The organism is Pedobacter sp. GW460-11-11-14-TSB4 (genome assembly GCF_059423705.1).
Genome location: NZ_JBWKYI010000054.1, coordinates 1 through 10,517, shown reverse-complemented (window position 1 = coordinate 10,517; position 10,517 = coordinate 1). Strand labels below are relative to the sequence as shown.

The 10,517-nt window shown below is 38.3% G+C and carries 8 protein-coding genes and 1 pseudogene; 8 read left to right on the top strand and 1 reads right to left on the bottom strand.

What is annotated here, in order from left to right; all coding sequences use genetic code 11:
• Positions 1–380 precede the first annotated feature (380 nt).
• The 5 genes from AC07YT_RS24810 (at position 381) to AC07YT_RS24790 (ending at position 4,784) form a co-directional block, all read left to right on the top strand.
• Positions 381–1,316 (top strand): outer membrane protein assembly factor BamD, encoded by a 936-nt coding sequence (locus AC07YT_RS24810; RefSeq protein ID WP_086547399.1) that lies wholly within the window; start codon positions 381–383, stop codon positions 1,314–1,316.
• Positions 1,317–1,319: 3 nt separating this feature from the next.
• Positions 1,320–1,646, top strand: a complete 327-nt coding sequence (locus AC07YT_RS24805; protein WP_025145617.1) for a DNA-directed RNA polymerase subunit omega — start codon at positions 1,320–1,322, stop codon at positions 1,644–1,646.
• A gap of 78 nt (positions 1,647–1,724) precedes the next feature.
• Entirely contained in the window at positions 1,725–2,921 is a 1,197-nt protein-coding gene (coaBC, locus tag AC07YT_RS24800) for a bifunctional phosphopantothenoylcysteine decarboxylase/phosphopantothenate--cysteine ligase CoaBC (protein WP_494945575.1), read from the top strand.
• On the top strand, positions 2,918–3,811 hold the full coding sequence (porD, locus tag AC07YT_RS24795) for a type IX secretion system protein PorD (protein ID WP_086547400.1): 894 nt from the start codon (positions 2,918–2,920) through the stop codon (positions 3,809–3,811). Before coaBC ends, porD begins: the two co-directional genes overlap by 4 nt.
• A 601-nt stretch (positions 3,812–4,412) precedes the next feature.
• Entirely contained in the window at positions 4,413–4,784 is a 372-nt protein-coding gene (locus AC07YT_RS24790) for a BlaI/MecI/CopY family transcriptional regulator (RefSeq protein WP_029279745.1), read from the top strand.
• A gap of 2 nt (positions 4,785–4,786) precedes the next feature.
• Here the strand turns inward: AC07YT_RS24790 and AC07YT_RS24785 are convergent.
• Positions 4,787–4,873, bottom strand: a pseudogene (locus tag AC07YT_RS24785) (hypothetical protein); the annotation flags it as partial.
• A 6-nt stretch (positions 4,874–4,879) separates the two neighbouring features.
• Here AC07YT_RS24785 and AC07YT_RS24780 point away from each other — a divergent pair.
• The 3 genes from AC07YT_RS24780 to AC07YT_RS24770 all read left to right on the top strand — a co-directional run bounded on the left by AC07YT_RS24780 (position 4,880) and on the right by AC07YT_RS24770 (position 10,288).
• Complete coding sequence (locus tag AC07YT_RS24780; protein ID WP_086547401.1) at positions 4,880–6,976, top strand: M56 family metallopeptidase; 2,097 nt, start codon at positions 4,880–4,882, stop codon at positions 6,974–6,976.
• A 101-nt stretch (positions 6,977–7,077) separates the two neighbouring features.
• Entirely contained in the window at positions 7,078–8,730 is a 1,653-nt protein-coding gene (gene recN / locus AC07YT_RS24775) for a DNA repair protein RecN (RefSeq protein ID WP_086547402.1), read from the top strand.
• A gap of 313 nt (positions 8,731–9,043) precedes the next feature.
• The gene (locus AC07YT_RS24770) at positions 9,044–10,288 is read left to right on the top strand and encodes a carboxypeptidase-like regulatory domain-containing protein (protein ID WP_086547403.1); all 1,245 of its coding nucleotides are present in this window, start codon (positions 9,044–9,046) and stop codon (positions 10,286–10,288) included.
• Positions 10,289–10,517: the final 229 nt, after the last annotated feature.

Below are 10,517 nucleotides of genomic sequence, written 5' to 3'. Positions count from 1 at the left end.
CACCTCTGCTTTTAAGGTTTCCTTTGTCAAATTTAATTCTTTGATAATCTTTCTCAAACCTAAGGGATTGACGCGGGCATCCCGACGTAAGGTCGGGATAAAGCGGATAGCGGGGACATACCTATATAGTAGCACTAAACCTGCTTTACTAAAAAAACATGAAACATATACTATTATACTATATAGTGTAAGAATAGAACAAGCCCGGCCTGAATAGACTTCCTATTCCTCTATATTTATAGTATAATACGCTACAAACAAATCCGAACAGTTATATATGTTAAAAATTGTTAACTGTTATATGGTACTGAATTGCTTTGCATAGCTTAGCGGCCAATTGTTTTTATTGATGTTATCGTATTATTAATTATCTTTGCAGAATGTTTAAAGTTAAACACTTAATTATTTTAGTATTTGTTGCCGCTTTGGGTATTGCGGGTTGTAAGAGTCGTTTCGAGAAATTGAGAGCGAGTAATGACGTTGCAAAAAAATATCAGGAGGCTCTTCGTTTGTACAATAAACGCGATTACAGCAAAGCATTGGTGCTTTTTGAAGACCTTTCTCAAAAATACCGCGGCCGTGCTGAAGCCGAAGGATTGAACTTTTATTATGCTTATACTTTATATAGATTAAGTGATTATACTACTGCAAGATACCAGTTTAAAAGTTTTGCAGAAACCTATCCAGCCAGTAAAGATGCGGAAGAAGCCCGCTACATGGCCGCTTATTGTTTCTATTTAGAATCTCCAAATTTCTCTTTGGATCAGGAAAATACTTATAAAGCTATTGATGCATTACAATTATTCATTAACTTATATCCTACCAGCGATCGTGCTGCAGCAGCCGGTAAATATATTGCCACGCTAAGGGGTAAGCTAGAGGATAAAGCTTTTGAAAACGCTAAAATGTACTTAACCACCGGACCAAGTAATGTAGATAATTACAGAGCGGCAGTTATTGCCTTAAAAAATGCGCAAAGAGATTACCCGGATATTAAATATGCCGAGGAAATGGATTTCTTAATGATTAAAGCGCAGTATTTATACGCTAAAAACAGTTATGTTGTTCGTCAGGAAGACCGTTATAATGAAGCGCTTGCTTTATATACTGAGTTTACTGAAAACCACCCTGACAGTAAATATACTAAAGACGCAAAGGTACTTAAGGAAGATGTTGAGGCTGGAATTGCGGCTACAAAACAAGAATTGGCATTATATGCTGCTGATCAGGAAAAATACAAGCAGATGCTGATCAGAACCGGAAAGTTAAAAGATACTTCTGCTACAATTAATAAAACGGATATTAAAAACAAGTAATACATGAATACTAACAAACCTGCTGTACCAAATACTACAGTAACCAGAAACGTACACGATTTAGATAAAACTACAGATAACTTATACGAATCTTTAGTGGTGATTGCTAAAAGAGCAAATCAGATTTCGAACAACGTTAAAGAGGAGTTACACGGTAAATTGGCAGAATTTGCTTCAAGCAACGATAATTTAGAAGAAATTTTCGAAAACCGCGAGCAGATTGAAATCAGCAAGCACTACGAGCGCATGCCGAAGCCTGTTTTGGTTGCTATTGATGAATTTTTGAACGAGAAAATTTATCACAGAAATCCTGCTAAAGAACAAAAGTAACTGGCATAGCGCATAGCGTTTAGGGCAAAGCGTTTAGCACTACGCTCTATGCTCCATGCCTTATGTACTCTGCGCATTATGCTAAAAAATAAAAATATAATCCTTGGCGTTTGCGGTAGCATCGCAGCATATAAGTCGGCTTTTTTGGTTCGGCTGCTTGTAAAAGCTGGTGCAAACGTAAAGGTTATTCTTACCCCTGATGGTGCTAATTTCATTACACCACTCACCCTTGCTACGCTTTCTAAAAACCCTGTTTATACCCAGTACTTCGAAGAAGAAACTGGTGTATGGAGCAACCATGTTGAGCTGGGCTTATGGGCCGATCTCATGATCATTGCACCGATCAGTGCCAACACATTGGCTAAACTGGCAACAGGTATCTGCGATAATTTATTAACGGCTGTTTATCTTTCGGCCAAGTGCCCGGTTTATGTAGCCCCGGCTATGGACCTGGACATGTGGAAACACGAAACTACCCAGGGCAATATCGAGCGTATTATTAGCTATGGCAATACCGTTATAGCGCCTGCCAATGGCGAACTTGCCAGCGGACTCTGGGGCGAAGGCCGAATGGCCGAACCGGAAGAAATTGTCTCCTTTCTGAACGATGCCATTAAAAAATCGATGCCGCTATTTGGCAAAAAAGTAATGGTTACTGCCGGGCCAACTTACGAGGCTATTGATCCGGTACGTTTTATAGGCAATCATTCATCCGGTAAAATGGGTTTTGCCCTTGCTGATGAACTTGCCAGGCTTGGAGCTGATGTTACATTAGTTGCAGGACCAACCGCACAAAAATCTATACAAACCTTAAAAAGGATTGATGTAATTAGTGCCCAGGATATGTTCAATGCGTGTTCATCGCTATTCCCCGAAACCGATATAACCGTGATGTGTGCCGCTGTAGCTGATTATCGCCCCAAACAAGTTGCCACTCAAAAAATTAAAAAGCAAGACAAGGGCCTGGTTTTGGAACTGGAAAAAACAACGGACATACTTGCATCTTTAGGTACAACAAAAAAAGCACACCAGGTTTTGGTGGGTTTTGCCTTAGAAACCAATGATGAGGAGAATTACGCCAAAGGCAAACTGGAGAAGAAAAACCTGGATCTGGTGGTTTTAAATTCTTTAAATGATAAGGGTGCCGGTTTTAAATCAGATACCAATAAAATTACTATTTTTAACAAAGCTTTAGAACGCACTGTATTTGAAATGAAATCGAAAACGGATGTGGCTAAAGATATTTGTGCAGCCATTTTAAAAATTGCGAAATGATAAAAAAGATTGTTTGGATATTGTTATTGCTTGGTTTCGGGAAACTGCAGGCGCAGGAGTTAAATGCAAGGGTAACTTTGCTGGCTCCCCAGGTTTCGAACATCAGTAAGCCCACTTTAGATGCTTTGCAAAAAACAATCCGCGATTTTTTAAACAATAACAAGTTTAGCAACGAAAGTTATAAACCCCAGGAACGGATTGAATGTAGTTTTGTCATTACCATCAACTCATGGGATGGTGGCTCTGGATATACCGCCGAAGCACAGATTCAAAGCAGTCGCCCGGTTTTTAACAGCTCTTACAACAGCACTTTGTTAAACATGAGCGATAAGAATTTCGATTTTAACTTTAACGATGGTTCTACAATCGATTTTTCTGATCAGAATTACATTTCCAATATCAGTGCCCTCCTCACCTATTATGCTTATACCATTATCGGAATGGATAAAGATAGCTTCAGCAAAATGGGTGGAACACCTTACTATAAAAAAGCACAGAACATCATTAACCTGGCGCAAGCTTCGGGCAATACCGGCTGGAAAGCAGCTGATGGTTTACGCAATCGTTTTTGGTTTAACGAAAACGTTTTGAACCCTATTTTTAGCGAACTGCGCAATTTCATCTACAGCTATCATTTAAGTGGCCTGGATCAGCTTACCGATAATGATAAAGGCCTTACACAAATTGTTGCTGCCCTGCCTGCCCTCCAGCAAATGGATAAGCAGAAACTGGGTTCAATTTTCCCTAATGTTTACTTTGCATCTAAGGCCGAAGAAGTAACCAATGTACTTTCTAAACTAAACGGTCAGGAACGCATGAAAGCTTACAATATGTTGGCAGAAATCGATCCGGCGAATATTGGCAAGTACGAGGGGCTGAAGAAAAATTAGTTTTTTGGGTTAACTGGTTAATGGTTTTGATCCGTTAATTGTATATCATGCCAATCAGTCAAGCAATTAATAAGTTTCTCTTATTTTGTTGTTTAATGGAATAAATTAATTTTTCTGAAAAGCAGTCTCAGCATTTCAATTAAAGCCAGTCCTGCTTTTGTTCATACCTGCCCGATGGTTCAGGCGGGCGCCTGCAGGCCTTACACACGGGCTGGTATCCACATCAATCAGGTTTAATAACGTAAATCAGTTTTTCATAGCTGGGGTTTTCCTTTCCAAAGCCTAGTCATGCAACATTTCCCCTTACCCTCCATCCTATATTGCAGTTAACCGATTAACCAGTTTTAACAATTAACCTTCATAGGCATGCCACATTTTCCCTTACCCTGCATCCTGTATCGCAGTTAATCGATTAATACGTTTTAAAAATTAACCTTCTTCGCAGATGCAACATTCTACCTGCTCATGCGTCTTATAGCACAGTTAACCGGTTAAGCAGTTCAATCAGTTAAGCCAAAAGTTAAAAATTTGTTAAAATATTTTGATCTTACGAATATCTTCGTACATTTGAATACGAAATAATTCGTACAACTTGTAACATATGACTAATCATAACATCAAACCAACAGAAGGTGAAATGGAAATCCTCCAGGTGCTTTGGCAAAAGGGGAATGCAACGGTAAGAGAAGTTCATGAGGCATTAAATAAAAAAGACTCCGGGTATACCACAACTTTAAAACTGATGCAGATTCTACACGAAAAAGGAATGGTAGAAAGAGATACCAATCAAAAAACGCATATATATAAAGCACTTGTAAGTCAGGATAAAACTGAAAAACAATTGGTAAATAAAATGATCGATAACGTATTTAACGGATCGGCAGCGAGATTGGTGATGCAGGCTTTGGGTAACCACAGTGCAAGTGCAGATGAGATTGACGAAATAAAAAAATATCTAGATAGCCTAAAGTAAGGTTAGTGTTGAAGGTTGAAAGGTGTAGGGTTTAGATCCCTAATTAACAGTAACATTTTCGGATTGTCCCCGTATAAAAAATTAAAACCACCGTTATGGAAACTTTATTACAACAGTTCATCAAAGCATTTGGCTGGAGCATTTTAAACTCACTCTGGCAAAGCGCCATTATTTATGGCGTCCTATTTATAGTAATGTTAAGCATTCCGAAGCTGGCGGCAAAACATAAGCACAACCTTGCTTTTGGTGCCATCATTTTAATGTTTATTGGCTTTGGCTATAATTTCATTCATCAGTTAACATTGAATATCAATAGCCAGGCGCCTGCCATCAATGCTCAAAATATTCAGATTTACCAATATTTTAACAACCTTCCGCCAAGTTTTAGCAGCAAGGCAGAGCAATATTTCCCTGTTGTAGTGATATTTTACGCGATTGGTATATTGCTTCAGCTATTCGTTATTGTTAAAGGTTATGGTCAGCTTTCAAAACTAAAAAAAGAAAGTTTAAGTGCTGTTCCAGATAGCTGGAAAGCTATTTTCGAGCAGGTAACCGCTCACCTTAAAATCAACAAAGTTACCCAGTTCCATTTGTCTTCAATTGTTAATGTGCCTTTGGTTATCGGTTATTTAAAACCAGTGGTATTATTTCCATTGGCGCTGGTAAACCAGTTAGACAACGATCAGGTAGAAGCCATATTAATCCATGAGTTATCGCATATCAGAAGAAACGATTTCTTGTTAAACCTGATTAAAACAGCCATAGAAACATTGTTATTCTATAACCCATTTGTGTGGATGGCCGGCAGATTTATACATATTGAGCGCGAGCATGCCTGTGATGACCTGGTATTAAAAATTACCGGAAAACCACTCAACTATGCCCATGCCCTACTTAAACTCGAACTGTTAAAAGACAAAAACAGTCCGGCTTATGCACTGGCAGCAACAGGCAAAACCCAGAATTTATATCAACGCATTAAAAGAATAACCAACATGAAAACAAATTATTTAAACGCCAAACAACAAATGGCAGCCTTAACTTTAGGGGTAGCCTGCTTGTTTTCTATTGCCTGGATCAACCCAACAGAAAAGAAAAAAGAAACTAAAAAAACGCCTAAAATTGAAGTTTTGAGTATCATCGATCACCACGACGTGAAAACCATGGTTTGCACTGATACCACCAAGAAACGTAAAATAAAAATTGTAACGATCGATGCAGATGGTAAAAAAACCGAATACAACTCAGTAAAAGATATGCCTGATAGCCTAAGAAAAGATTTTTACAGAGATGAACTTTTTGCAGGAAAAAACATCTACAGACTGCATGCCGATAGTAGCTTTAGATTTAAGTTCAACGATTCGTCATTGTTGTCGAAAATACATAAAGAATACAATTCACCGGAAGCACAGGCCAAATGGAAAAAATTTGGTGAAGAGATGGCCCAAAAATATAATTCGCCAGAAGCACAAGCCAAATGGAAAAAATTTGGTGAAGATATTGCCAAACAATACAATTCGCCGGAAGCACAAGCCAAATGGAAAAAATTTGGAGAGGAGATGCAAAAGAAAATGAACTCTCCTGAAGCCCAGGCAAAATGGAAAAAAATGGGTGAAGATATGGCTAAAGAATTCGGTTCGCCAGAGGCGCAAGCCAAATGGAAAAAAATGGGCGAAGATATGGCTGCTAAAGTGAATTCACCAGAGTTTAGAGCTCAAATAGAGAATATTAGGGCACATGCTTTAAAATCTGGGGAGATTGCAAGATTATCTGCATTGAGTAAGTTAAATTCAGATTCGCTATTTAAAGGAAACAGACATATGCTTACCGGTCCGGATGGTGCAGTATTCTATTTCGATAATAATAGTAAGGTAAAACAGACCGAAGAATATAAAAAACTGAAAGAAAAGTTCGATAACGAGGTGAAGGAACTGAAAGAGAAAATGGAGAAGAAAGAGAAAAAGGAGAAAGTAGAAGGTGGAAATAAAGGCGCACAAATAAGCCCTGCTGTTATGCTTTATAACAATCAGGACTTTACCAGTGCTGTTAAAGCCCTGAACACCCTAAACGCTGTAGTAACGTATAAAAAATCTGATTTTACCCATGCTGATCAATTGGCCCTAAAAAGTTATGTTCAGGCAGCCAACTTAAAAATTGTTGATGATCATACCATTAACATTTCGATAAAATAAATACCATATAAACCAAACAAGCGACGAACAGCGAAGATTATTCTTCGCTGTTTTTGTTTTGTATTCACCTGTTGAATAAATTTTGATATTTTTGCTTAGCTATGCTACAAAAACTTTCTATACGTAATTACGCATTAATTGATAGTCTCGATATCGAATTTGATAAAGGCTTAAATATTATAACAGGTGAAACTGGCGCTGGTAAATCCATCATTTTAGGGGCATTATCGCTAATTTTAGGCCAGCGCGCAGAAAGCAAATACTTTTTTAACCAGGATAAAAAATGTGTTATTGAAGGAAGTTTTGCATTGGCAGACGAAAACCTGAAAGAACTTTTTGAAGAAAATGATTTAGATTTCTCCAACGAAAGTATACTGCGCAGAGAGATATCCATTGATGGTAAAACCAGGTCGTTTATTAACGATACGCCCGTTAATTTATCCGTTCTTAAACAGATTGGCGAAAAACTGATCGACATCCACTCCCAACATGCCACGCAGGAGATTAACGATGCTGATTTTCAACTGCTCATTGTCGATTCACTGGCTAATCATCAGTCCCTCCTGTTTAATTACCGCAGCGGATTTAAAAAATTAAGACAAGATACCAACCTGTTGAAAAAATTGGTGAGTGAAGCAGACGAAGCGAGAAATAAGCAGGATTATGAGCAGTTTCTATTTAACGAGCTCGAGCAGGCAAAATTACAGGAAGGCGAACAACAGGAGCTGGAACAGGAATTAGAACGCTTAACACATGCCGAAACCATAAAAAGAGCTTTACTTACCGCATCAGGTTTAATTAACGAAAGTGAACCTTCTGCCCTGCAAATTTTAAAAGAAGCATCTTTACAGTTGCAGAGTATAGAAAAGTTCGACCCGGCAATTAATGTACTGTACGAACGTTTACGCTCATCGATTATCGAAATAAAAGACATTACCGATGAGGTTTCTGGCATTGAAGAAAATACCTTACACAGCGCCGATCGTTTAGAGCTGGTTAATCAACGACTGGATCTTTTTTATTCACTCCAGCAGAAACACCGCGTTGCTGATAATACTGAGTTGCTGGCCGTTCAAAAACAATTGGAAGAGAATCTGAATAAACTCCTATCTTCTGATGAGCATATCGGGAAACTACAGCAAGAAATAGAGCAATTGAAAAAAGAATTGCACAAACAAGCCGATCAATTAAGTGCCAACCGCAAAAAAGCAATTAAGGTAGTAGAAGAACAAACCAGTATTACCTTGAAAAAAGTGGGCATGTTAAATGCTAAATTGGTTTTAGATCAAAAAGTATTGGGCGAATTGAATAAAGATGGCTTAGATGAAATCAATCTTCTTTTTACGGCCAATGCTGGTCAGGCGCCTGCACCCGTAAATAAAGTAGCATCTGGTGGTGAGTTATCTCGATTAATGTTAGCCATAAAAGCTTTATTGGCCAAACACACTTCGTTACCGACCATTATTTTCGACGAGATTGATACCGGAATTTCTGGCGAAACCGCCTTAAAAGTTGGTGAAGTAATTGCCGATTTAGGACAAAACATGCAGGTAATTTCGATTACACACTTACCACAAATTGCAGCCAAAGGCATTTCGCATTACTTTGTTCATAAAAATGAAGACCGTGGAAAAACAACAACCGGAATTCGCAAACTTAAACAAGAAGAACGTATTGGTGTAATTGCCGAAATGTTAAGTGGCAAAAATCCAGGCGCATCTGCCATGGAAAATGCAAGGGAGTTGCTCGCCTAATTCTTATATTAAGTCATCTCGAGCGGACGGAGTGCAACGTAGTCGAGAGATTTATCTAGGCAGATCTCTCCGTTCCACTGCGTTTCAGTCTAGATGACGACTTTTCTTATGGACCTGTTAATGGTAGGGAAATGTTGTTGTGCTGTTGGATGTTCCCACCTGACTAAGCTTGTATCTGTAGAATTTATAAAAGATAAATAGTATATTGATTTGATTCAGTACCAGATCGCAATATCTGGCACCACGAAGAAAAGCGCCAATAATTTTACAGCTACAGCTTACTAAAACTAAATAATTAGTTTATATTTAATTAATGAAATCTTTTATACTTCTACTTTCATTATTAACCATAGGCAAATTTTGTTTCGCTCAGCAAAGTTATACCCTTTCGGGTATGGTTAAAGATAAACGTGGTGAGGCTTTACCTGGTGCAGGCGTATATGTAAGTGGTTATAAAATTGCAACCATTTCGAACAACGACGGAAGCTATACATTTTCCTTAAAACCCGGCAACTATGATATTTTAGTCCAGCTTGTTGGCTATAAGGCTTTAAATAAAAACATTGTGATTTCGGATAAGGCTATAAAAGTCGATTTGGTTTTAGAAGAAAATATAACGCAGTTAAAGGAAGTAACCATTAAACCAGATCCGAACAGGGCTTATTATATTGCCATGTTCAAAGATTTTTTCATTGGTACAACACCCAATGCCGCGCAATGTAAAATGATTAATCCAAATGTGCTGATTATCGATTACGATAATGAGGAGGGGAAACTTACCGTAAAAACAAATCAATTTTTAGTGATCGAGAACCAGGCACTGGGATACCGGATAAAATACCAGGTGAATAATTTTGAGTACAGCAGCCGATCGAAAATTATGTATTATGAGGGCTTCCCTTATTACGAAGACCTAAAAGGATCATCCAGAAAAAAGAAGGTGTGGGAAAAGAAACGTTTAACTGCCTACCTGGGTTCTCCACAGCACTTTTTTAAATCAATTTATCATGGCAAGGCCACTGAAGAGGGTTTTATCATTAATAAATTAATTACCCGGCCAAATCCGGATAAACCTTCAGATAGTACGATTAAGGCAAATATTAAACGTTTAGCAAAGGTGCAGAATGGCTTATTAGGCAAAACGATAACCATAAACAATAACGATTCGCTCAGTTACTGGTTCAGGAAGAAAAACCTCCCCGATGGCATTTCTATTTTAAGCCGTAGCCCGATTGCGCAAGATACCTTGGTGCACATTAAAAATGAGAGCATTAAAAGCATCAACTTTACCGATAAACTCTACATCGTTTACACCAAAGAAAAGGAAGATCCATTATTTGCAAATAAAATAGGCTTATCCATCAGCAGACCTTTAGACATGCCCGACTATCAGGTATCAACCATTACCTTACAGATAAAACCGGTATATTTTTATGAGAATGGTGGCATATACAATCCACGGTCGATGCTGTATACAGGCTACTGGGCCTGGGAGAAAATAGCCGATAGCGTTCCGATGGATTATTTACCTCCTGCTAATGTAGCGGAAGAAAAGTAGAAATATCGTTAATACCAAGAGAGATAAACCACCAGACTGCATTTTTTCATTTTTTTTTGAAAAGCAAATATACCGCTTTTCGGTTTCAGCAGCCCCGCCCTTCGTTACAAATCCTCGCCCTCATGCTTCGGGCTGTGGGTTTTACACTGCGGTCCCTTAGGTTTGAGAAAGATTATCAAAGAATTAAATTTGACAAAGGAAACCTTAAAAGCAGAGGTGAACTATGCTG